The 20,867-nt window shown below is 62.6% G+C and carries 19 protein-coding genes and 1 tRNA gene; 4 read left to right on the top strand and 16 right to left on the bottom strand.

Going from position 1 to position 20,867, the window contains the following annotated elements; genetic code table 11:
- Positions 1–55: 55 nt before the first annotated feature.
- Positions 56–748, bottom strand: a complete 693-nt coding sequence (locus tag JG739_RS00445) for a Crp/Fnr family transcriptional regulator (RefSeq protein ID WP_244749660.1) — start codon at positions 746–748, stop codon at positions 56–58.
- Between the two features lie 203 nt (positions 749–951).
- On the opposite strand from JG739_RS00445, the gene JG739_RS00440 reads away from it, so the two are divergent.
- Positions 952–1,113, top strand: a complete 162-nt coding sequence (locus JG739_RS00440; protein ID WP_202364766.1) for a hypothetical protein — start codon at positions 952–954, stop codon at positions 1,111–1,113.
- 271 nt (positions 1,114–1,384) lie between these two features.
- Here the strand turns inward: JG739_RS00440 and JG739_RS35975 are convergent, their stop codons facing one another.
- From JG739_RS35975 to JG739_RS00410, 6 genes are all read right to left on the bottom strand, one after another.
- Complete coding sequence (locus JG739_RS35975) at positions 1,385–1,510, bottom strand: hypothetical protein (RefSeq protein ID WP_274609418.1); 126 nt, start codon at positions 1,508–1,510, stop codon at positions 1,385–1,387.
- A 368-nt stretch (positions 1,511–1,878) separates the two neighbouring features.
- A complete protein-coding gene (locus JG739_RS00430) occupies positions 1,879–2,178 on the bottom strand; it encodes a GNAT family N-acetyltransferase (RefSeq protein WP_342216430.1) in 300 nt (99 codons plus the stop codon).
- A 264-nt stretch (positions 2,179–2,442) separates the two neighbouring features.
- Positions 2,443–4,083 (bottom strand): IS66 family transposase, encoded by a 1,641-nt coding sequence (gene tnpC / locus JG739_RS00425; protein WP_183445373.1) that lies wholly within the window; start codon positions 4,081–4,083, stop codon positions 2,443–2,445.
- A 76-nt stretch (positions 4,084–4,159) separates the two neighbouring features.
- Positions 4,160–4,504 carry an IS66 family insertion sequence element accessory protein TnpB gene (tnpB, locus tag JG739_RS00420; RefSeq protein ID WP_183445374.1) on the bottom strand — a complete coding sequence of 115 codons (345 nt, stop codon included), beginning with the start codon at positions 4,502–4,504 and terminating at the stop codon, positions 4,160–4,162.
- The gene (locus JG739_RS00415) at positions 4,501–4,887 is read right to left on the bottom strand and encodes a transposase (protein ID WP_183445375.1); all 387 of its coding nucleotides are present in this window, start codon (positions 4,885–4,887) and stop codon (positions 4,501–4,503) included. Before JG739_RS00415 ends, tnpB begins: the two co-directional genes overlap by 4 nt.
- 217 nt (positions 4,888–5,104) lie before the next feature.
- Positions 5,105–5,180 (bottom strand) — tRNA-Thr (locus JG739_RS00410).
- A gap of 339 nt (positions 5,181–5,519) precedes the next feature.
- Here JG739_RS00410 and JG739_RS00405 point away from each other — a divergent pair.
- Positions 5,520–6,722, top strand: coding sequence for a hypothetical protein (locus JG739_RS00405; protein WP_202364764.1), 1,203 nt, complete (start codon positions 5,520–5,522; stop codon positions 6,720–6,722).
- Positions 6,723–6,725: 3 nt separating this feature from the next.
- Here the strand turns inward: JG739_RS00405 and JG739_RS00400 are convergent, their stop codons facing one another.
- Together JG739_RS00400 and JG739_RS00395 are read right to left on the bottom strand one after the other, a co-directional pair.
- Positions 6,726–8,327 (bottom strand): cisplatin damage response ATP-dependent DNA ligase, encoded by a 1,602-nt coding sequence (locus JG739_RS00400; protein WP_202367278.1) that lies wholly within the window; start codon positions 8,325–8,327, stop codon positions 6,726–6,728.
- A 226-nt stretch (positions 8,328–8,553) separates the two neighbouring features.
- Positions 8,554–9,564, bottom strand: coding sequence for a ligase-associated DNA damage response exonuclease (locus JG739_RS00395; RefSeq protein ID WP_202364763.1), 1,011 nt, complete (start codon positions 9,562–9,564; stop codon positions 8,554–8,556).
- A 216-nt stretch (positions 9,565–9,780) separates the two neighbouring features.
- On the opposite strand from JG739_RS00395, the gene JG739_RS00390 reads away from it, so the two are divergent.
- Positions 9,781–10,113 (top strand): hypothetical protein, encoded by a 333-nt coding sequence (locus JG739_RS00390; RefSeq protein ID WP_244749658.1) that lies wholly within the window; start codon positions 9,781–9,783, stop codon positions 10,111–10,113.
- Between the two features lie 101 nt (positions 10,114–10,214).
- Here the strand turns inward: JG739_RS00390 and JG739_RS00385 are convergent, their stop codons facing one another.
- The 7 genes from JG739_RS00385 to JG739_RS00355 all read right to left on the bottom strand — a co-directional run bounded on the left by JG739_RS00385 (position 10,215) and on the right by JG739_RS00355 (position 19,935).
- Complete coding sequence (locus JG739_RS00385; RefSeq protein ID WP_202364762.1) at positions 10,215–11,156, bottom strand: 2-hydroxyacid dehydrogenase; 942 nt, start codon at positions 11,154–11,156, stop codon at positions 10,215–10,217.
- A 32-nt stretch (positions 11,157–11,188) separates the two neighbouring features.
- Complete coding sequence (locus JG739_RS00380; RefSeq protein WP_202364761.1) at positions 11,189–12,820, bottom strand: ABC transporter ATP-binding protein; 1,632 nt, start codon at positions 12,818–12,820, stop codon at positions 11,189–11,191.
- Positions 12,817–13,956, bottom strand: a complete 1,140-nt coding sequence (locus JG739_RS00375) for an ABC transporter permease (RefSeq protein WP_077377127.1) — start codon at positions 13,954–13,956, stop codon at positions 12,817–12,819. The genes JG739_RS00380 and JG739_RS00375 overlap by 4 nt, the downstream gene beginning before the upstream one ends.
- A complete protein-coding gene (locus JG739_RS00370; protein WP_202364760.1) occupies positions 13,956–15,050 on the bottom strand; it encodes a microcin C ABC transporter permease YejB in 1,095 nt (364 codons plus the stop codon). The genes JG739_RS00375 and JG739_RS00370 overlap by 1 nt, the downstream gene beginning before the upstream one ends.
- A 276-nt stretch (positions 15,051–15,326) precedes the next feature.
- Positions 15,327–17,213 carry an extracellular solute-binding protein gene (locus JG739_RS00365; RefSeq protein ID WP_202364759.1) on the bottom strand — a complete coding sequence of 629 codons (1,887 nt, stop codon included), beginning with the start codon at positions 17,211–17,213 and terminating at the stop codon, positions 15,327–15,329.
- The gene (locus tag JG739_RS00360) at positions 17,213–19,090 is read right to left on the bottom strand and encodes an extracellular solute-binding protein (protein WP_202364758.1); all 1,878 of its coding nucleotides are present in this window, start codon (positions 19,088–19,090) and stop codon (positions 17,213–17,215) included. The genes JG739_RS00365 and JG739_RS00360 overlap by 1 nt, the downstream gene beginning before the upstream one ends.
- Before the next feature lie 158 nt (positions 19,091–19,248).
- Positions 19,249–19,935: a c-type cytochrome gene (locus JG739_RS00355; protein WP_202364757.1), complete on the bottom strand. Its 687-nt coding sequence runs from the start codon at positions 19,933–19,935 to the stop codon at positions 19,249–19,251.
- Between the two features lie 193 nt (positions 19,936–20,128).
- Between JG739_RS00355 and JG739_RS00350 the strand changes: the two genes are divergently transcribed.
- Positions 20,129–20,857 carry a 3-deoxy-manno-octulosonate cytidylyltransferase gene (locus JG739_RS00350; protein ID WP_202364756.1) on the top strand — a complete coding sequence of 243 codons (729 nt, stop codon included), beginning with the start codon at positions 20,129–20,131 and terminating at the stop codon, positions 20,855–20,857.
- Positions 20,858–20,867 lie beyond the last annotated feature (10 nt).

Below are 20,867 nucleotides of genomic sequence, written 5' to 3'. Positions count from 1 at the left end.
GACAGGCCGAGGAGTATGAAATGTGCGGTGCCCCCCGCCGCAGCGACAGCCTTCGCTATTCCTTCTTGTCGACCAGCGCCCGTAGTGCCGAGACGTCATGCAGCAATAACCTGCTGCCGCGCTTTTCGATCAGGCCTCTCTTGGCGAGGTCGCTCATTTCGCGCGAGACCGCTTCCCTGTGCGTGCTCATCGTTGCCGCCAGCTCGGAATGCGTCGGTGCCGGGCTTATGGACACCTCGCCGTCCACGAGTGCGGCTTTCTCCGCCCGATGCAGGAGCTCGACGATCAGCCGTTTTCGCACGACCAGAGTGCTGTATTCGAATACCCGCTCGGTCATGCGCCGGAGCTGGGCAGACAGATGCTCAAGCAGCATCCAGGCAAAAGTCGGGTGGGTCATCACGATATCCCGGAATGCTGTGCCGGGCAGCCGTGCAGCGCGGGTTGCCTCCAGCGCGACTACGCTGGCAGAGCGTGCAATCCCGTCAATGCCTCCGAGCTCCCCGAAAATGTCACCCGGTTCGACATCGCGATACGCTATCTCCCTGCCGTCCGCTGAAACCAGTGTCACGCGAGCCCGTCCTTCCAGGAGGAAGAAGACATCGCGACCCGTGTCGCCGTGGGAAATGATTAGCTCGTTGTGTCGATAGCTGCGCTCGTGCCACCGTTTGGTCAGCGCGGCGAGGTCGGCATCGCAAAGTCTTGAGATGAAGGCCAGGGAGCCTGTCACAACGGTCTCTTGTTCAATCAAGTGTACTTCACCTTACTCCCTATCCAAGGAAATTTGATGGCCGCAGGCCCCGCTTTCCGGGATGCAAACTGGGAGCGGATTTCGCCAATGTTTTCCCCGGTGTGGGAATTCCCACAGCCGAGCCTGGTTCGACTGTCATATTCTTGTTGCAACGTCAGGCCCGGCGGCTCGTGTGCAAGCCGGCGAAGGGAAAGGGAACGGTCATGAAATTCTTGGATCCCGTCACAAAACTTGCTGCGGGGTTTCGCAAATTCGTCGCGCCGCGCTACCGCCCGGAGCTTTATTACATGCGTGGCCCGGGGCCAGCCACCGCCCGCCGTATGGGCACGCCGCGGCAAAACCAATCCATCGACCACTACGCCTAACTTGCCTCGCGGACGGCTGACGCTCTCGCCCGGAGTGCCGTTCGCGCCGTTCCGTACCGGTCAATTCAGATCAATGAAGGGACGATCTGATCATGGTTATAATTCATGCTGCCGCCATTGGTTCATTTCGCAGGTGGTTACGCCTCCGCGCCGAGCGAAAGCCTCTCTTGTCGGCAACGGACCAGTTGAGCCGTTTACCCGATGACGTTCTTGGCGACATCGGCATCTCACGTGACGAAATCATGTGCGCTTTGCGAAGCCGCGCCATCCGTCATGCGGAGGCAGGCGCGGCAGGCACGACGATCGAGCGCACCAGGATCGCTTCGGCCTCGATCCCGAAACGGTTGGCCGCCGGCAGTGGCCACGCCTCGGCCGAGATTCCCTTTGGCTGGTCCACGAGCGCGCGATCGAGCCTTACATCGCGGCTTCGACAAGCAGCGGCGCGCGGACGGGAACGTTCCGCCCCGCTTTAGCACAGCCGGGTTGGCATCTTAATTGCTTATTGAGACTCGCCAGAGTGTGGCCACAGCGCTTGCAAAGGGGATGGAAAATGGGTTTAGCGATAGACTTGTCTGATGTTGCCCTCACATTTCATTGTCCGGATTGCTCGCATCCGGCGGTAAGGAAGGGCTCTGCGTTAAGAACGATCGCGCACTTCAGATGCGACGGGTGCAACGCCAAGGTGCGGATCACTTACCCGCAGAAGCTAGCAATCTTCGAAAAGCACCGGCTATCGGCCGCGCAAAGGGCTTTGCGATTGGCTGTCTAATCGTGAAAGTTTGGCATGGGCTTGCAGGTGCGACGCGGCCCTGCGATCGACCACTTCGAACCATGTTTGCGGTAAAAGGCCATTGCCCGGTCGTTTCCCTCGAGCACTTCGAGTGCGATGCTCGGGATGCCGGAACGGGCGGCAAAGACAGCGTGCAATATATTAGCGGCTAGCCCGGTGCCGTACTCGCTTTGATCGATGTGGAGCCGGTCAAGCATGACGTCGCCGGCTTCATTCATCCTAGCCATCGCGTAGCCGGCAATCGAGCCGTCTGGCCGTTCTGCCACGAACGACAATTTGTTGGTGTCTGTCAGTTCCGCCGCAATCCGCTGCAGCGTGTGATCTTCATCCGCAATCCGGGCCGCGGTCTCGGTACCCCATGATTGGCAAGTACGTCCTGCGCCAAGACTCTCCAATGAGCAGCGATACCGACGGCACGTCCTGCTCAGTCATGGCTCTGATTTGCGTCATCGATAACGTCCCTGCCGGTCAATTATAGCGTTGCCGGACGGGCCGCTCAAATTCGGAGCGGCGGCCTACCGCCGCTTCATCGTAAGCGGTCAGCCGATAACGTCAGGCCTAAAGTTCCAAGGCATGAGCATTTCGATTTCGGATGCCGGCCAGCCTTGAGCGATGCGGGTCAAGGTCTGCGAGAGCCAGTCGAGCGGATCGACGCTGTTCATTTTGCAGGTTTGCAGCAAGGTGGCTACCGTCGCCCAGGTTCGTCCACCGCCGTGGCTGCCGGCGAATAGACTATTCTTTCGCGTGATCGTCTGGGGCCTGATTGCACGCTCGACGATATTGGAGTCGATTTCGATGCGACCGTCCATCAGAAAGCGTTCCAGCGCCTCCCGCCGGGTGAGCGCGTAGCGGATCGCCTCGGCGGTCTTGGATTTTCCGGAGACCTTGCCCAGTTCCGCTTCCCATAGATCGAAGAGGCTCGCGACAATGGCCACGGACTTTTCCTGACGTAGCGCGGCGCGGCTTCCGGCATCCTTGCCGCGGACCTCGTCCTCGACCTTCCACAATTCGGTCATGGCGATGATCGAATCCGTCGCGGCCTGCGAGACCCCGCTGATGTGCAGGTCGTAGAATTTGCGCCGCAGGTGAGCCCAGCACCCGGCGAGCCGGATTGTTTCATTGCTGCCGGCTTTGGCCCGTGCCTTGACCAGGTTGGTATAGGCCGAGTAGCCATCCACTTGCAGGATACCGCTGAATCCGGCGAGGTGGCGCGCCACGCAATCCGCACCTCTGCTGTCTTCAAAACGATAGGCAACCATTGGCGGACTGGTTCCGCCATAGGGTCGGTCATCCCGTGCGTAGGCCCACAACCAGGCTTTCGTGGTTTTCCCGGAACCAGGGGCAAGGGTGGGCAAGGTCGTCTCGTCGGCGAAGACCCTTTCGCCCTCCTTGATGCGCTCCAGTATGTAATCAGCAAGCATCTGCAGCTCGAAGCCCAGATGCCCCATCCACTGCGCCATCAACGACCGGCTGATCTCGACGCCGTCGCGCAGATAGATCGCCTCCTGCCGATAAAGCGGGAGGCCGTCGGCGTATTTGGAGACGGCGATATAGGCGAGCAGCCGCTCCGTCGGCAGCCCGCTTTCGATGATGTGCGCCGGCGCCAGAGCCTGGACCACGCCGTCACGGCCCCGGAAGGCGTATTTGGGACGGCGCGTGACGATGACCTGGAACTTCGGCGGCACGACGTCCAGCCGCTCGGATCGATCCTCGCCGATCAGAACCTTTTCAAGCCCCTCGCAGTCGGCCGGGATTTCCGGCTCGACGACCTCCTCGATGCGTTCGAGGTGGGCAGCAAAGCCCTTGCGCGGACGCGGGGCGCGCTTCGGCTTGTTCCCGACCGCGCGGTCGAGTTCGCTCCGGATTTCCGAAAGGCCGGTCTCGACCTCTTCGAAGGCAAAGGAGGCCTGCTCGTCGTCGATGGCCAGGCGTAGCCGCTCGGAACGCGTGCCATGTTGCGTGCGCTGTAAAACTTTCAGGATTGACGTGAGATTGGCGATCCGCTCGCTGGCGCTTTTCTCGACAGCTTTCAGCCGGGCGACCTCCGCCTCAGATGCTGCGATCCGAGCGTCGGCGACTGCGATCCGGGCCTCGCTTGCAGCCTGCTCGCGAGCCATGGAAAGGATCATCGCCTTCAGCGCATCAACGTCGTCGGGAAGGGCAAGACCCGGTAGAACCATGGCAAGCAACAGAGCACAAAAACAGCCGCTTTCCCAACCGTTCCAGCCGCATGATTCATCTTGCCGCAGGCCGGTTTCAGCCCGTCGATAACGGCCGCCTGACCCTGGCCGGACGAATCTTTTTCCAGTCCAGTCCGGCCAGAAGCGCCATCAACTGGGCGTGGTCGAGACGCATGCGCGCGGCCGATATCCCCGGCCAGCAGAAGCTGTGATCTTCCAGAGTCTTCGAATAAAGACAAACCCCGCTGCCGTCCCACCACACGATGCGAACCCGGTCCGCACGCTTCGAACGGAATACGTGAAGTGCCCCCGAGAATGGGTCCAGGCCGCCATCCCTGACCAGCGCCATCAAAGATGCCGCGCCCTTGCGGAAGTCGACCGGCTGGCACGACACGTAAACCACCACACCGGAAGCGATCATGCCTTACGAACCGCGCGGATGATCCTCGCCAGGCGATCGGGATCGACATCGCCGCCGGCGCGCACCACTGCGTCGCCAATGACGATTTCCACCGTGTCGCTGCCCACCGCTTCAAAGCGCGTGAACTTCGCCGGCTTGCTCGCTCCCTCCGTCAGTGGCGCAACCATGCCCGACGAAAGCGCCTTGCGGCGCCACGCATAGAGCTGCGAGGGGTCCAGCCCCTCGGAACGCGCAACCGCCGAGACATTGCCCCCTGGCGAGAACGCTTCGGCGACAAGCCGTGCCTTCTCTTCGTCCGACCGATGGCGCGGCTTGCGTCGGGACGGCACAGGCTCCGCCGTCAAAATCTCGAATGTTCGATGATGGCTCATACTGTCGCTCATAGGATTCTCCGCATGATTCATGCTGAAAATGAGCGATCAACCGCCTGCACGCTACGTGGGGACGCCTACGCGCTTACGCTTCATCGCATGGGGGTCACGACGTTCCCTTACACCTACCATCAGGCATGGTCCGCAGGTCGACTCCTACCGATGAGCTAATGTCCGCTCTGGAGAAGCACGTGACAGGCTGAAAAACTAGATAAGCTCTTGAAAAGATTGGTGCCGCTTAGGTGACTCGAACACCTGACCCCATCATTACGAATGATGTGCTCTACCAACTGAGCTAAAGCGGCCCGGGAAGCCAGGGCTTCCAAGATGCGCTGGGTGATAGACGCAACCCGCCACAAATTCAAGATGGGACTTGGCAATTCGTGTCGCCTCGTCGCGGGCCTATAGGCGACCGCCCACCGATCTCGCCAAGAGGTCGCGCGAAGCTCAACGTCAGGTTGTGCTCTGTCGCGTTGGCACTACATCGGGAAATCGGCGAAAAATGTTGATTCCTTTACCGAAAACAGCCGAAATCGACCTTGGATGCATCGCCAGGGCAGAATGCGGGCGCTGGGCCGTTGATTGATCGGTCGCCTGCGGCTAACGATCATGACGATGTGACCGTACGTGCAGAGGGGTCCCCGTTGGACGCGATCGAAAAAGCGATCCGGAATGCCTTCGAGAAAGGCAATGCCGAAGACCGCGCGTTTCGCGAGCGGGTCTACCGGTCGGCCTTCGCCGCACTTGATCGTGCCCTGCAGGCCAACCCGAACGTGACGGTGGAAGTCGCCATCAAGCGCCGCAAGGCGGTGCAGGCCAAGATAACCGAAATCGAATCCGAATTCCTGCCGGCGGTTCCCGCTGTCGGCCGGCCGACCGATGACGACGCTGTAGAGCAGCCGGCTGGCAGCGAAGCCGATGCCGAACCCAAGGCCGATGCCGAACCGGATGCCGGCGCCGACGCGGAACCGGCGCCGCCGCCCGAGGTCGTTGTCGACGCTCCGGCGGAGCCTCATGCGCGCCCCACTTCCGACGCATCCCCAGCTTCCGATGCGCCGCGCTCGCGCGTCCTGCCGGTCGTTCCCGATATCATGCCCGAACCGGTTTTTCCCGACGGGCCGGAGATCGACATGTCGTCCCCTCCATCGACCGGAAGCGGCGACGCAGAGGTAATGCCCGACCGCGACGACCGACGGGTGAGGGGTCCCCGCCTGCCTCTCACCGCGATCTTCCTCGGCGTGACGCTGCTCGCAGCCGCCGGCATCGGCCTCTATTTCGCTGCCCAGACCGGCGTCTTCAAGTCGGCGGCCGAACTCGACACCGCCCCACCGCAAACGCCACCAACGGTGGAAGACGATGATTTCACGCCAAGCGACACCGCCCCGCCGCTGAACTCGGGCGAGGCGGAGCGCGACTGGATCAATGTGTTTTCACCAAGCGACCCGACGCTTGTCAGCGCGCCCTCGGATGCCAAGGCCGAAGTCATGCAGGACGACAGCGGTTCCTTCCTGCGCATCCGGTCGGGCGCCTCCGGTTCGGCGATCAGCTTCGACGTCGAGCAAGGCGTCCTGGAGAAACTCGCCGGCAAGCACGCCACGTTCGACATCATCGCCCGCTCGGAGGAGGGCCAGGAGACGCAGATCTCCGTCGACTGCAATTTCGGCGAACTCGGCGACTGCGGCCGCAAGCGCTACGCGGTCGGCCACGAGCGCAACGAATACCTCTTCGACGTGCGGTTTCCCGACAAGCGTCCGGGCGCTGCCGGCGCCATCGCCATCAATTCCGACTTCGACAAGCAGGGCAAGTCGGTCGACATCTACGAGATCCGCGTCGCGATTGTTCCTTGAGCCTCAGGTATCGAGCAGCGCCTGCAGCGTCTCGATGCGGTCGGCTTCGGCCGCCGGCTTATCCCAGCGCAGCCGTGAAATGCGCGGAAAGCGCATGGCGACGCCGGATTTGTGCCGTGTCGAGCGGTTAAGCCCTTCGAACGCCACCTCCAGCACCAGGCCTTGTCTGCGGTCGGCCCGCACCGAGCGGACCGGGCCGAAGCGCTCGATCGTGTTGTCGCGGACATATTTGTCGATCTGCCTCAGTTCCTCGTCGGTGAAGCCGAAATAGGCTTTCCCCACCGGCACCAGTTCCTCCGATCCTTCCGGGCCGGACCACACGCCGAACGTGTAGTCGGAATAGAAACTCGAACGCTTGCCGTGGCCGCGCTGGGCATACATCAGCACGGCGTCGATTGTGTGCGGATCGCGCTTCCATTTGAACCATGGGCCTTTCGGCCGGCCGGTGAGATAGGGCGAATCCCAGCGCTTCAGCATCACGCCTTCGATGACCGGATGCAGCGGCTTGCGGCGTAATTCCTCCAGCGCCTGCCAGTCGGTGAATTCGACCAGCGGCGACAGATCGAAGCGGCTCGGATCGAGCGTCTGCACGAAGGCGTCGAGGCGGCCGCGCCGCTCGCGGAAGGGGAGCGTGCGCAAGTCCTCGTCGCCGATCTGAAGCACGTCGTAACAACGCATGAACGCTGGATATTGCTGCTGGATCTTCGGCGTCACGCTCTTGCGGTTCAGCCGCTGCTGCAGGTCCGAGAACGTGCCGGTCGCCTGGCGGGGATCGCCGACCAGAAGCTCGCCGTCGAGGGTAGCGGAGAAATCCATCGCCTCTGCCAGGTCAGGAAAAGCCCCCGAAACATCGTCGCCGGTGCGCGAATAGAGCCGGCGAACGCCGCCTTCCGAAACCGCCTGGACGCGGATGCCGTCCCACTTCCACTCGGCGGCGTAGTCGGCCGGGTCGAGCTTTTCGAGATCGCCGTCACCGATCGGGTTGGACAGCATCACCGGCCGGAACAGCGCCAGCGCTGTCCTTTTGGGTTTGTCTGCCTTGCCTTCCAGCCAGGCGAACAGCTCGGCGTAGGGCGGCGTCAGCCCATGCCAGAGTTCTTCGATCTCGGCGACGTCGACCTTGCCGAGATCGGCCAGCGCCTGCTTGGCCAATCGCGCCGAAACGCCGATGCGCAGACCGCCGGTGACCAGCTTGATGATGGCGAAGCGCGCCGAGATGCTGGCGCTGTCGAGCAGCCGGGCCAGCACCTGCGGCCCGTCGGAACGGCTCGCCGCCTGCAATTTCGCGACGACTTCGGCGAGCGTCGGCTCGTGTTTGGCGACATCCGCCGGCGATTGCGGCCAGACCAGCGACACGGTCTCGGCCAAGTCGCCGACATAGTCGTAGGAATAGCCGAACAGCACCGGGTCCACGCGCTCCATGACCAGCGCGCGCAGCATCGCCGGCTTGACCGCCGCGATGGTCAGGTCGCCGGTGATGGCAGCCAGCGCCAGGCCGCGATCCGGATCCTCGACGCTGCGGAAATAATCGCTCAGCAGCGTCAGCTTGCCGTTGCGCGACGGCGTCAGCACGAGGCGGTCGAGGAGTTCGGCGAAGCGGTTCATGAGAGTGAGAACCATGGGCGAGCGTCACGCTCTACGATGCCCCCCTCTGTCCTGCCGGACATCTCCCCCTCAAGGGGGGAGATTTGCTGTCGCGACTGATTTCGCCAATTTCCAACGTTGCAGGAATGAGTGCGGTGCCGAAGCTGCCAATCTCCCCCCTTGAGGGGGAGATGGCCGGCAGGCCAGAGGGGGGCGCCGTAGAGAGCTACATCGGCCATGAGCACCATCAATCGCCCTCGTCCTCATAACCGACGAGATGCAGCGGCCGCGCGGCGATGCCTTCGAGTTCGCACCAGCGCACCAGGGCCTCCTCGCGGCCATGCGTCACCCAGATTTCCCCGGCGCCGGTCTGCCTTATCGTGGCGGTTAGCTCGTCCCAGTCGGCATGGTCGGAAACGATCAGCGGCAGTTCGACGCCGCCCTGCTTGGCGCGCTGGCGGATGCGCATCCAGCCGGACGCAAAGCACGAGATCGGATCGGGAAAGCGCCGCGCCCAGCGGTCGGCGAAGGCCGATGGCGGACCGACGACGATGGCCCCGGTGAAATCCTGCTTGCCACTGCTTTCGACGGTCGCCGGCTCCAGCGTCCCAAGCTCGATGCCCTGGCTCTGATAGTAGTCACTGAGCTTGGCCAGAGCGCCATGGATGTAGATCGGCCTGTCATAGCCGGTGTCGCGCAGCAAGCGCATGACGCGCTGCGCCTTGCCGAGCGCATAGGCGCCGACCAGATGCGCGCGTTCGGGAAACTGCGCCGTCGATTTCAGCAGGCGAGCGATCTCTTCGGTATCGGGCGGATGACGGAACACCGGCAGGCCGAAGGTCGCCTCGGTGATGAACACGTCGCACTTGACCGGTTCGAACGGCGCGCAAGTCGCGTCCCTCTGGCGCTTGTAGTCGCCCGAAGCGACGATGCACGAGCCCTGATGCACGACCTCGATCTGCGCCGAGCCCAGCACATGGCCGGCCGGATGGAAGGTTACGCTGACGCCGTTCAGCGCAATCGCCTCGCCGAGTGCTGCCGCTTGCGTCGTCCCGGCGAAACCCTCGCCGTAGCGCAGCCGCATGATGTCCAGCGTCTGTTGGGTGGCCAGCACCGAGCGGTGGCCGGAACGGGCATGGTCGGAATGGCCGTGCGTGATCAGCGCCCGGCCGACCGGCCGCACCGGATCGATGAAGAAATCGCCGGGCGGGCAATAGAGGCCCTCGGGCCGGGGGTGAAGCAGGTCGCTGGCGCGCATGGCTCCAAGATAGTTGCTAATTCCGGCGCGGGAAGCCTGTTGCAAGTGACTGCTGACTTGGCATACAGGCAACTGCCGGCGGGATCTCCATCACGAAATCGCATCAGCCCTTGTCCGGCGACCCTTTTCGTTCACCTGCGCCACGCATGGCGGCGGCTGCGAAAAAGTCCGACTCGCATGCCCGAAAGGGCAGGACACCGACACGGAGGACGTTGCATGCGCTGGAACTTGGTGGTCTTGGCATCTTGCCTGGCGATAGCCGGCTGCGTTGGCACCTCGATTGCCGAGCGACAGGACGCGAATGTCCAGTCCTCGCTGCAGTATGACAGCGTGCCTTGCGATCGATTGCTGGCGCAACGAAACCGGCTGGCGCAGCAATACCGGCTGCCGCAGGACGCCAAGCCGTCCTTCTCCGGTCCGGGTGTGGGCCTCGGCCCGTTCACGCCGGACACCCGCTCCAAGGCCCAGCGACGAGGTCGAACAGGCAAGCGGCCGGATCGACGCCATGAACCGGTCGATCGCCCGCCGCGAATGTGGCAAGCCGGGTAGCGCATGACCCCGGAAATCGGAATCGATTTCCGGAAAGGATCATGCGCCGATTCAAAGAGTGTTAGAGCGTCCTTTGCGCGTCCAATTGGACGCGCGGCGCTCTAATACCCTGCCTTGCGATCCACCACATTCTCGAGCTTCTCGCCGCGCTCGAAGGCGGCCATCTGGCGCAGCATGATCGGCACCAGATGCACGGGATCGGAGGTCGCCGCCGCATGCGGCGTCACGAACACCTTCGGGTGGCTCCACAGCCGGCTGGTCTTCGGCAGCGGCTCGACCTCGAACACGTCGAGGCTTGCCTCCTTGAGTGTGCCGTCCTCCAGCGCACGCAGAATGTCGGCGTCCTTCTGCAACTTGCCGCGCCCGGCATTGATCAGCACCGAGCCGCCGAGGCCGTTGCGTTTCCTCAACTCCTTCAGCACGCCGTAATTGATGATGCCATGCGTCTGCGGCGTAAGCGGCAACAGCACCACCAGAATGTCGGTGGCGTTGAGGAAGGGGATCAATCCGGCCTCACCCGCATAGGTTGCAACGCCATCCATCGGCCGCTCGCTGCGCGACCAGCCATTGACCGCAAAGCCGAGCGACAAAAGCACCGACGCTGCCGCGCGGCCAAGCGTGCCGAGCCCCATGATGCCGACGGAGATGTCGCCGGCCGGCCGCTGCGGCGACTCGTGCCAGATCTTCTTTTGCTGCTGCGCCCTGTAGAGCATGCCTTGACGGTGATGATCGAGCACCCGCCAGACGACATATTCGGTCATGTATTGGGTCAAATTGTCGGCCACGACCTTGACGACCGGCACGTCGGGCAAAGTGGGATCGGCGAAGATGTGGTCGACGCCGGCGCCGATCGAAAAGACAGCGCGCAGATTGGGCAGGGACGACAGAAGGTTAGGCCGCTGCTTCCAAACCACCGCATAGGTGATCGAAGGATCGCTGGCGCCTTCCGGCTCGAGCACCACCTCACGTTCGGCCGCCAAGAGTTCGCGCCAACGGCCTGGATGGATACCGGTGAGGGCAAGCAGGACACGGCCTTTTTCCATGGCGAGTTCTTTTTCCTTTGTGCGGGTACAGCCTATTCGCTGACGATGCCGACCGGCGCCGTTTCGATCCTGAATGCGGCCGAGATCAGCGCCTTGGTATAGTCGGTCTGCGGCCGTTCGAAAATCTGTTCGGATGGGCCGGCTTCGACGATCCTGCCATTGCGCATGACGATGACGTCGTTGGCAAGCGCGCGGATGACCTTCAGGTCGTGGCTGATGAACAGATAGGCGAGGTCGTGCTTCGCCTGCAGGCTGCGCAGAAGATCGACCACCTGCGCCTGCACGCTCATGTCGAGCGCCGAGGTCGGTTCGTCCAGCATGACGAAGCGCGGGTTGAGCACCATGGCGCGGGCGATGGCGATGCGCTGGCGCTGGCCGCCGGAAAACTCGTGCGGATAGCGGTTGCGCGTGGCGGGATCGAGCCCGACTTCCCCGAGCACATCGACGATGCGCTTGTCGCGCTCATCGGGCGACAGCTTCGGCTCGTGGATCTTCAGCCCCTCCTCGATAATCTCGGAGACCGACATGCGCGGGCTCAACGACCCGAACGGATCCTGGAAGACGATCTGCAGCTCGCGCCGCAGCGGCCGCATGGCGTTGAATGACAGCTCGTTGATGTCGCGCCCGTTGAACCGGATGGTTCCGGTCGACGAGATCATCCGGGCCAGCGCCAGGCCGAGCGTCGTCTTGCCCGAGCCGGATTCGCCGACGACGCCGAGCGTCTGGCCGGCGCGCACGGTGACGTCGATGCCGTCGACCGCTTTCACATTGTCGACGGTGCGCCGGAAAAAGCCTTTCTTGATTGGAAACCAGACTTTGATGTCCTGGCCGGTCATCACTGGGCTGGCGGCTGCGTTGGCGGCGGGCGGCTTGCCCTTCGGTTCGGCGGCCAAAAGGTGCCGCGTATAGCTGTGCTGCGGGCTGGCGAAGATTTCCTTCGTCGGGCCGGTTTCGACGATCTTGCCCTTGGTCATCACGCAGACCCGGTCGGCGATCTTTCTGACGATGCCGAGATCGTGGGTGATGAACAGCATCGACATGCCCTTGCGGCTCTTCAGCTCCGCGAGCAGTTCGAGGATCTGCGCCTGCACGGTAACGTCGAGTGCGGTCGTCGGCTCGTCGGCGATCAGCAGTTCCGGCTCGTTGGCCAGCGCCATGGCGATCATGACGCGCTGGCGCTGGCCGCCGGAAAGCTGGTGCGGATAAGCGTCGAGCCGCTTCTCCGGCTCGCGGATGCCGACCTCGTTGAGCAGCTCCAGCGTGCGCGCCTTGGCTTGGCGGTCACGCAGGCCCTGGTGCAGCGTCAGCACCTCGACGATCTGCTGCTCGATCGTGTGCAGCGGGTTGAGCGAGGTCATCGGTTCCTGGAAGATCATGGTGATCTTGTTGCCGCGCACGCGGCGCAATGCCTTCTCGTCGGCAGCGAGCAGATCGGCGCCCTGGAACAGGATCTTTCCCGACGGATGGCTGGCGGCCGGATAGGGCAGCAGCCTCAGCACCGACAGCGCCGAGACAGACTTGCCGGAGCCGGATTCGCCGACCAGCGCCACCGTCTCGCCCTTGGCGATGTCGAAGGAGATGTGGTCGACGGCCATCGACTGGCGGCCTTCCTGCGCGAAGGCGACGCTGAGGTCGCGCACGGAAAGAAGAGGAACTTCGCTCATCTGAACGTCTTGCGCGGATCGAAGGCGTCGCGGGTCGCTTCGCCGACGAAGACCAGCAGCGACAGCATCAGCGAGATGACGACGAAGCCGGAGATGCCCAGCCATGGCGCGTTGAGGTTGCGCTGCGCCTGTTTGAGTAGCTCGCCCAGCGAGGCCGAGCCGGGCGGCAGGCCGAAGCCGAGATAGTCGAGCGAGGTCAGCGTCGAGATCGAGCCGCTGAGCAGGAAGGGCAGGAAGGTCAGCGTCGCCACCATGGCGTTGGGCAGCAGATGCCGGAACATGATAGTACCGTTGGGTACGCCCAGCGCGCGCGCGGCGTTGACATATTCGAAGTTGCGGGCGCGCAGGAACTCGGCCCGCACCACGCCGACCAGCGCCACCCAGGAGAACAGCAGCATCAGCCCGAGCAGGATGAAGAAGCCGGGCGGCAGGATGGCGGCGACGATGAGCAGGAGATAAAGCACCGGGATCGCCGACCAGATTTCTATGAAGCGCTGGAACAGAAGGTCGGTCCAGCCGCCGAAATAACCCTGCAATGCGCCGGCCGTCACGCCGATCACCGCCGAGCCGGCGGTGAGGATCAGGCCGAACAGGACCGAGACCCTGAAACCGTAGATGACGCGCGCCAGCACGTCGCGGGCCTGGTCGTCGGTGCCCAGCCAGTTCCAGTTGCCGACGACGCAATTGGGGTCGGCCGCACCTTGCGGATACTGGTTGCAACGTGTCTTGACGTCATAGAGCCAGGACGGCTTGGTCGGTGCGGCCTCGGGGATGGCGTTGTTGACGGTCCGGTAGGAGTAGCGGACCGGCGGCCAGATCATCCAGCCATGAGCATTGATCTCGTCCTGGATGACCGGGTCGCGATAGTCGGTGACCGCATAAAAGCCGCCGAACTTCTCCTCGGGATAGGCGACCACGACCGGAAACAGGATCTCGCCCTTGTAGGAGACGAGGACCGGCTTGTCGTTGGCGATCCATTCGGAAAACAGCGACAGCACGAAAAGCACGAGGAAGATCCACAACGACCAGTAGCCGCGCCGGTTGGCCCTGAAATTCTGCAGCCGCCGCTGGTTTAGCGGCGACAGCCAGGGCCGTGCGATCCGCTCCGGCGCCGTTTCGGCTGCGGCCCCGGCCATCAGACGTCCCTCCGCTCGAAGTCGATGCGCGGGTCGACCCAGGTATAGATCAGGTCGGACAGCAGCCCGACGATCAGGCCAAGCAGCGAGAAGATGTAGAGATTGGCGAACACCACCGGATAGTCGCGCTCGACCACCGACCTGAAACCGAGCAGGCCGAGGCCGTCGAGCGAAAAGATGTTCTCGATCAGCAGCGAGCCGGTGAAGAAGGCCGAGATGAAAGCGCCGGGAAAGCCGGCGACGACAATCAGCATGGCGTTGCGGAAAACGTGGCCGTAGAGAACCTGCCGCTCCGACAGGCCCTTGGCGCGCGCGGTCACCACATACTGCTTGCGGATTTCCTCGAGGAACGAATTCTTGGTCAGCAGCGTCGTGGTGGCGAAGGCCGACAGCACCAGCGCCGTCAGCGGCAAGGTCATGTGCCAGAGATAGTCGACGATTTTCGCCGGCCACGACAACTGGTCCCAATTGTCGGAGGTGATGCCGCGCAGCGGGAACCAGTCGTAGAACGATCCGCCGGCAAACAGCACCATCAGCAGGATGCCGAACAGGAAGCCCGGAATGGCGTAGCCGACGATGACGACGCCGCTGGTCCATACGTCGAATGCCGAGCCGTCCTTGACTGCCTTGCGGATGCCGAGCGGGATCGAGATCAGGTAGGACAGCAGCGTGATCCATAGCCCGATCGAGATCGACACCGGCATCTTTTCCAGGATCAGATCGATCACCGAGATGTCACGGAAATAGCTGTCGCCGAAATCGAACCGGATGTAGTTCCACAGCATCATGCCGAAGCGCTCGAGCGGCGGCTTGTCGAAGCCGAACTGCTTTTCCAGCTTGGCGATGAATTCTGGGTCGAGCCCTTGGGCGCCGCGATATCTCGAACCGGCATCGCCGGCCACGTCGAAATTGCTGGCGCCGGCGTCACCGCCGCCGCCGCCAAGGCGATCGCTGCCGCCCTGGTTGGTCAGCCGGGCGATGACCTGCTCGACCGGCCCGCCCGGCGCGAACTGGATGACGGCGAAAGACACCGCCATGATGCCGAACAGGGTCGGGATCATCAGCAGGATGCGGCGCAGGATATAGGCGCCCATCAGTTTTTAACCTCCTCAAGGAGGACCACTGTGGCTTGAGGTGCCCTCGAGGCAATCGCCTCCGACCACTTTTCGATATTGGCGCCGCCCCTCATTGTCCTGCCGGACATTTCACCCCGTATAGTGACGGGGAGAAAGGGGCTGGCCGCAATCTCGGCGCCTTTATTGCGACGCTTGTGAATGGCGAAACCCTCGATGAAAGCGCCCCTCTCCCCGTCGCTATACGGGGAGAGGATGCCGGCAGGCAGGTGAGGGGCGGCGCCAACCGCAAGATATTCACCCTTTGCCAATCTTTGCCGCCTTGTCCTTGTCGAACCACCACAGCGCCTCGACCGGAAAGCCGAAATCGGGCTTCTGCTCAGGAAAGCCGAACATGTCCCAATAGGCGACTCGGTGATTCGCGAGATAATATGTTGGAATCCAGTCTAGCCGCGCGCGCAAGACCCGGTCGAGTGCTTTGAGCGCCGTGACCAGTTCGACCCGGCTCTGCGCCTTGCCGGCTGCCTCGATCAGCGCATCGATGGCCTTGCTTTCGGTGCCGGGATAGTTGCGCGTTCCCGGTGTTTTCGCCATCCGGGAGTGATAGAGGTTTTCCAGGCCATCAACAGTCGGCGTCGCCCCGATCGACGATCTGAACAGGTTGAAATCGAAATCGAAATTGCTCTGCCGCGCTTCGTATTGCGTCGAGTCGACCTGCCGGATCGAAGCGTCGATGCCGATCGCCTTCATATTCTCGGACCACGGCGAGAAGAGCCGAACGATGCCATCGTCCTCGGCCAGCATTTCCACCCGCAGTCGCTCGCCCTTTTCATTGACGACGAAATTGCCAGCTCGCTTCCAGCCGGCCTCGGCAAGCAGTCTCGAAGCCGCGCGCAGCAGCTTGCGATCGTGGCCCGAACCGTCGGAGACAGGCTGCATCACCGCTTCGCCGAAGGTCTCCGGCGGCAACTCGGCTCGAAACGGCTCCAGCAGGGCCAATTCCTCGGGCGAGGGCAGACCCTCGGCCTTGTAATCCGACGGTTCGAAGTTCGATTGCGAGCGCTCGTAAGAGCCGTAAAACAGAACCCGCTTGCTCCATTCGAAATCGAAGCAATTGGCGATAGCCCGTCTGACGCGCACATCGCGGAATTGCGGACGACGCTGGTTCAGCGCGACAGCCTGCATGTCCGGCGCTTTCTCGCCGGGAAATTCACGTTTGACGACCCTGCCGTCCTGCAGCGCCGGGAAGTCGTAGCCAGTCGCCCACACCCGCGAGGTAAATTCCTCGCGAAAATGCGTGTCGCCCTTTTTCAGGGCTTCAAACGCTGCCTGGCGATTGATGTAAAAATCAATACGGATGCGGTTGAAATTATAGAGGCCGCGGTTCACCGCCAGATCGCTGCCCCAATAGTCGGCGACGCGCTCATATTCGACGGTCTGTCCGGCCGCCACGCGCCCTATTTTGTAGGGTCCGGAGCCGAGCGGCGGTGTCATCGTCGACGCATCGAATTCGTTGGCCGTATAGAAGGCTTTGGACACGATCGGCATTGCGACGATCGCAAGGATGTTCTGCGCCGACTGCTTGCCGTTGAAGGTGAGATCGACGGTAACCGGGTCGACCGCGACCGCGTCCGTCATATGCCGTAATGCCTGGGAAAGGTTCGGATGGCCCTTGTCCTTGTAAAGCTTCAATGCGAAGGCGACGTCCTCGGCGGTCAGTGGCGTGCCGTCATGGAAGCGCGCTTGCGGTCGCAGATTGAAGCGGAAGCCATTGCGGTCTTCAGACAGGGTAACGGACTCGGCAAGCAGCCCATAGAACGCATCCGGCTCATCGAGTGCGCTTGCCATCAACGAATCGAAACAGAGTTCGGTGCGCGGCGGCGAATCCCCCCTCAACACCAGGGAATTCAGCGTGTTGAACGTCAGGAAGCTCTGGTTGAAGGTGGCGTTCGGCGGTGCGAAATTCATCTGGCCGCCCTTGGGCGCGTCCGGATTGACGTAATCGAAATGCCTGAAATCTTGGGGATATTTGAGGTCGCCGAAGGCCGACAGGCCGTGCAGCTTGACGCCTGTCGGGATGGCGGCGAAAGCCCGGCCAGGCAACAAAGCTGCCGCCGTGGCCGCCGCGCCCAGGGCCAGAAAGTCACGGCGGGCCAGAGCGGCGCGGCAGGGGAGCGCCGCCATCAATTGCCACTCTTGTATTTTGCCGCCAGCGCCTTTTCCTTGTCCGGGTCGATCCACCAGGAATTCTGGTCGACGCCGCTATAGGTCGGTTGCTTCTCGGGGATGCCGAACTTGTTCCAATAGGCTATCCAGACCACCGACCGATGGTGTTGCGGCACGACATAGTAATTCCAAAGCAGCACCCGGTCGAGCGCACGGGTGGCGGCAACCAGATCGTCGCGGTCGGTGGCAAAGATGACGCGGTCGACCAGCGCATCGATGACCGGGTTCTTGATGCCGGCATAGTTGCGCGATCCAGGCGTGTCGGCGGCCTTGGAGCTCCAGAAGTCGCGCTGCTCGTTGCCGGGCGAATCCGACTGCCCCAGCTGCGATATGGTGACGTCGAAATCGAAATTGTTGATGCGGTTGATGTATTGGGTCTGGTCGATCAGTCGCAGCGTGGCGTCGACGCCGATCTTGCGCAGATTGGCGATGTAGGGACTGGACAGGACCTGGTCGGTATCGTTCCAGCCGAGGATTTCGAACTTGAAAGGCTCGCCCGTCTTGGCATTGACCATCTTGCCGCCCTTGATCACCCAGCCCGCCTTGGCGAAGAGATCGACCGCAGTCTTGAGGTATTTGCGTTCCGCCTGTGGCGAATCATAGACCGGCAGCTTGAATTCCTGGGTGAAGACTTCGGGCGGTAGCTTGTCGCGATATGGCTCCAGGATCTCCAGTTCCTTGCCTTGCGGCAGGCCGCTCGATGCCAGTTCGGTGCCTTGGAAGTAACTGCTGGTACGGGTATTGGAACCGAAGAACAAGGTACGATTCATGGTTTCGAAGTCGAACGGGTAAGTCAGCGCGGCGCGCACCAGACGATCCCCAAACAGCGGACGCCTTGTGTTGAGCATGAACGCCTGCATCGGTTCGGGTGAGGCAGTCTTGAATTCCTGTTTGATGACGTCGCCGGCCTGGACTGCCGGGAAATTATAGGCCGTGTTCCAGCGCCTCGAACTGTTTTCCGGCCTGATGTCATGCAATCCGCCCTTGGTGAAGGCTTGCCAGGCCGCATTGTCGTCGAGAAAATAGCTGAAACGCTGCCTGTCGAAATTCTCTCGCCCGATCTTCACCGGCAGTTTGGCTGCCCAGTAGTCGGGCACGCGCTGCCAGACGATTTCGGTGCCCGGCTTGAAACTGGCGATCTTGTAGGCGGCGGACCCCAGCGGCGGCTCCTGTGTCGGCCTGGTGATGTCGCGCTTCTTGCCGTTGGCGTCGGTGCCTTCCCACCAATGCTTTGGCAGCACAACGAGATCGCCGAGGATTTTCGGCAACTCCCGGTTGCCCTTCTGGTTGAAATGGAATTCGACTTCGCGATCAGAGATTGCAACCGCATCGGTGACGTTCTCGAAATAGCGGCTGTACATCGGGCTGTTGGCCTTCAGCACCTGAAACGACCAGATTACATCGTCGGTGATGATCGGCTTGCCGTCATGCCACCTGGCCCGTGGATCAAGACGGTAGGTCGCAGAGGAATAGTCGTCCGGATGCTTGTAGGCGTCGGCGATCAGCGGATGGCTGACGCTGCCTTCGTCGCTCGCCTGCTCCATCAGCGTGTCGTAGAGCAAGCCGCCGCCGAATTGTGCAAAACCGGCTGCCGGCGAACCCTGGACGATATAGGGATTGAAGCTGTCGAACGTGCCGAGCACCGCCGAATTCAGCGTGCCGCCCTTCGGCGCGTCCGGATTGACGTAATCATAGTGCTGGAAGTTGTCGCCATATTTGGATTCGCCGATCAGCGACGAGGTGGTGCGCCATTCCTGGGCGAACACTGCCTGCAGGCCGCCGGCAAAAGCCGCAACAACCAGCATCGATCTGAGAAACGTACGGCCAACCGTCATGCCTTCTCCTCTGCGCGATAGCTGTTAGCGGACAATCTAGTTCATTTGACGCTCATGAAAACCGCGACACGCCGGCTTTGTCGCCGCACCTGCGCTTTTCCCATTGAAAAAGCCGGGCTGAACCCGGCTTTTTCAAGAATTCGTCCATGACAATTGCGTTATTGCGCCGGAGCTGGTGCGGGAACAGCAGGGGCCGGCGCCGGTGCGGCCGGCGCCGCACCCTCGGCCGGCTTGGCCGGTGCAGCACCCTCGGCCGGCGCCGCGCCTTCAGCGGGCGCGGCTGCTGACGCGCCAGCTGTCGGCAGCGGCTTCGGATTGTCCGAGAGCGTGCGCAGATAGGCGATGACGTTGGCGCGGTCCTCGTCCTTCGGCAGGCCTGCAAAGCCCATCGCCGTGCCCTTCACCAGTTTCTTCGGCGAGAGCAGGAAATGGTTGAGGTTGTCGTAGGTCCACTTTTCGGCGCCGCCTTTGGAAAACTCTTTCAGGCCGGCCGAATAGGCGAAGCCGCCATGCTCGGCGATGGGACGGTCGACGATATCCCACAGATCAGGGCCAACCTTGTTCGGTCCGCCCTTTTCGCCGGTGTGGCAGGCCTGGCACTTCTTGAACACGGACGCACCCGCCTCGACATTGGCGTTGGCCAGGAGGTCGGCGATCGGTTTGGCTTCTGCGGCGGGGGCTGCCGGGCCGCCCTCGGCAGGCTCCTCGGTCGCCTCGATGGCGTAGCCGGGTTTTTCCGGTGCGGGGGAGGCGAACAGCGCGTCGGATATGATGCCGACCGAGAAGACGACGAACACGGTTCCGAGCAGGCCGCCGATCAGCTTGTTGATTTCGAAAGAGTCCATACGCCCCAGGCTCCCTTTTCCGGCGGACCGATCCGTCCACTCCGTCCGTCGGTAATCGTGAACCACCCCGCGAGGCGGTCAAATCGGGCGGAAACTAGGTCTTTTGCTCTGGCGTTGCAACACCTATAAGGGCGCTTCCAGTGAGACCTTTTGCCACTTTTCCCTTGCTCTTTTTCGGATGCTTCATCACCCGATGTCCACTCTCATCCTCATCCCGGCCCGCATGGCCTCGACCCGCCTGCCGGGCAAGCCGCTGGCCGACATCGCCGGCGTTCCGATGATCGTCCATGTCGCCCGCCGCGCCGCCGAGGCCGGGCTCGGCCGGGTGGTGGTCGCCACCGATACCGACAGCGTGGCGGACGCGGTGCGCAGGCACGGTTTCGAGGCGGTGATGACGCGCGTCGGCCACGAATCCGGCTCAGACCGCATCTTCGAGGCGCTGGTCACGCTGGATCCCGGGCGCGAGGTCGAAACGATCGTCAATGTGCAGGGCGACCTGCCGACCATCGATCCCGACATCATCAAGGCTGCACTGAAGCCCTTCGAGGATGCGACGGTCGACATCGCCACGCTCGGAATCGAGATCGTCCGCGACGAGGAAAAGACCAATCCGAATGTCGTCAAGATCGTCGGCTCGCCGCTGTCGGAGACACGGCTGCGGGCGCTCTATTTCACCCGCGCCACCGCACCCTGGGGCGAGGGGCCGCTCTATCATCACATCGGGCTATATGCCTATCGCCGCTCAGCGCTCGAGCGCTTTGTCGCGCTGCAACCGTCGCCGCTGGAACGGCGCGAGAAGCTCGAGCAGTTGCGGGCGCTGGAGGCCGGCATGCGCATCGATGCCGAGATCGTGCAGTCGGCGCCGTTCGGCGTCGACACGCCGGACGATCTCGAACGCGCCAGAACCGTCCTTTCAACCTGAGACATCTGGA

It is taken from the genome of Mesorhizobium sp. L-2-11 (assembly GCF_016756595.1).
Lineage (GTDB): Bacteria > Pseudomonadota > Alphaproteobacteria > Rhizobiales > Rhizobiaceae > Mesorhizobium.
This window is presented reverse-complemented; position numbering and strand designations above follow the sequence as displayed.

Excerpts from the sequence above, each read along its gene's own strand:
- JG739_RS00440 (WP_202364766.1), top strand. The coding sequence starts at position 952 with ATGAAATTCTTGGATCCCGTCACAAAACTTGCTGCGGGGTTTCGCAAA.
- tnpC (WP_183445373.1), bottom strand. The coding sequence starts at position 4,083 with ATGGTTCTACCGGGTCTTGCCCTTCCCGACGACGTTGATGCGCTGAAG.
- tnpB (WP_183445374.1), bottom strand. The coding sequence starts at position 4,504 with ATGATCGCTTCCGGTGTGGTGGTTTACGTGTCGTGCCAGCCGGTCGAC.
- JG739_RS00415 (WP_183445375.1), bottom strand. The coding sequence starts at position 4,887 with ATGAGCGACAGTATGAGCCATCATCGAACATTCGAGATTTTGACGGCG.
- JG739_RS00400 (WP_202367278.1), bottom strand. The coding sequence starts at position 8,327 with ATGAACCGCTTCGCCGAACTCCTCGACCGCCTCGTGCTGACGCCGTCG.
- JG739_RS00395 (WP_202364763.1), bottom strand. The coding sequence starts at position 9,564 with ATGCGCGCCAGCGACCTGCTTCACCCCCGGCCCGAGGGCCTCTATTGC.
- JG739_RS00390 (WP_244749658.1), top strand. The coding sequence starts at position 9,781 with ATGCGCTGGAACTTGGTGGTCTTGGCATCTTGCCTGGCGATAGCCGGC.
- JG739_RS00385 (WP_202364762.1), bottom strand. The coding sequence starts at position 11,156 with ATGGAAAAAGGCCGTGTCCTGCTTGCCCTCACCGGTATCCATCCAGGC.
- JG739_RS00380 (WP_202364761.1), bottom strand. The coding sequence starts at position 12,820 with ATGAGCGAAGTTCCTCTTCTTTCCGTGCGCGACCTCAGCGTCGCCTTC.
- JG739_RS00375 (WP_077377127.1), bottom strand. The coding sequence starts at position 13,956 with ATGGCCGGGGCCGCAGCCGAAACGGCGCCGGAGCGGATCGCACGGCCC.
- JG739_RS00370 (WP_202364760.1), bottom strand. The coding sequence starts at position 15,050 with ATGGGCGCCTATATCCTGCGCCGCATCCTGCTGATGATCCCGACCCTG.
- JG739_RS00365 (WP_202364759.1), bottom strand. The coding sequence starts at position 17,213 with ATGGCGGCGCTCCCCTGCCGCGCCGCTCTGGCCCGCCGTGACTTTCTG.
- JG739_RS00360 (WP_202364758.1), bottom strand. The coding sequence starts at position 19,090 with ATGACGGTTGGCCGTACGTTTCTCAGATCGATGCTGGTTGTTGCGGCT.
- JG739_RS00355 (WP_202364757.1), bottom strand. The coding sequence starts at position 19,935 with ATGGACTCTTTCGAAATCAACAAGCTGATCGGCGGCCTGCTCGGAACC.
- JG739_RS00350 (WP_202364756.1), top strand. The coding sequence starts at position 20,129 with ATGTCCACTCTCATCCTCATCCCGGCCCGCATGGCCTCGACCCGCCTG.